Annotated in this window: 1 protein-coding gene; it reads right to left on the reverse strand. The window is 69.9% G+C overall.

Features of this window, described 5'->3' with window-relative positions:
• The coding region (locus ACKGJN_RS16740) for a DEAD/DEAH box helicase family protein (protein ID WP_409540705.1) at nt 1–230 on the reverse strand (230 nt) is incomplete at its 3' end.
• Nucleotides 231–538: the final 308 nt, after the last annotated feature.

Here is a 538-nt window from a genome sequence, read left to right on the forward strand (position 1 = left end):
GCAGGGCGCTGGACCTCGGTGATGACCTGGGCGGCGGTGAAGGTCTTGCCGGAGCCGGTCACGCCCAGCAGCACCTGGTCGCGTTCGCCCTGCTTCAGTCCCGCGGTCAGCTCGGCGATCGCCTGCGGCTGGTCGCCCGCCGGCCTGTAATCGGAGTCGATGCGGAAGGGCGTGCCCAGGGGCACGTTGACCGGTTTGACCGGAAAGGGGGCGGTGGCCGGGTTCGACATGCCCCTTTATATGCGCTTCACCCCCGCCGTTGCCAGGGGGGAGGGCCGGGGCGTCCCGCTGGCTCCTGTCACCTGTGTGTCAGGAGCGAAGAAAAATCACAGCAGGGGCGCAAACAGCAGCAGGGCGGCACCGGCACCCACGACAAGACAGACGCAAAGGCAGAGCCGCGCCAGCCAGCGGCGCAGCGCGGAGCCGCGGGCGAGGGGCTGGTGGGTGGTGAACTGGGCGGGGTCAAACAGCATTACAGCGCAGGGGCACCAAGGGGGGCACCGTCTCCAAGTGGCGTCCCCCCGGACGCCGGTTGCAG

It is taken from the genome of Gillisia xinjiangensis (genome assembly GCF_046298265.1).
In the GTDB taxonomy this organism is placed as follows: domain Bacteria; phylum Bacteroidota; class Bacteroidia; order Flavobacteriales; family Flavobacteriaceae; genus Gillisia; species Gillisia xinjiangensis.